Raw genomic sequence first — 286 nt, 5'->3', positions numbered from 1 at the left:
TAGCGAAGAGTTTGCGTGAACAGTATCCCGCCGCGGAGCTGATCGTGCTAGGTGAACTGGGTCGTGGCGAGCCGCAGGCACGGGCGCGGCGTGCGGCGGAAGATGCGAGTGCGCATCTGGTTTGGCCACGATTCGCCGCAGATGCGCGTATCCGCGACATGGTACCGAATGACTTCAGTGACATGGTGGTGCTGAGCGGATATGAAGCGGTCGGCGAATACCTGCGCGCTGTGGGCCGTACTGTTGTCAGGGCAGATGGCCAATCGGAAATCTTCGCCGAATCCGG

The 286-nt window shown here is 61.5% G+C and carries 1 pseudogene; it reads left to right on the top strand.

What is annotated here, in order from left to right:
* Window positions 1–286: pseudogene (locus SB816_RS30980) on the top strand (DNA replication protein); the annotation flags it as partial.

This window comes from Achromobacter sp. SIMBA_011 (assembly GCF_046535435.1).
GTDB lineage: Bacteria > Pseudomonadota > Gammaproteobacteria > Burkholderiales > Burkholderiaceae_B > Achromobacter > Achromobacter dolens.
The sequence above is the reverse complement of the archived record's forward strand: the minus strand, read 5'-3'. Positions and strand labels throughout refer to the sequence as shown.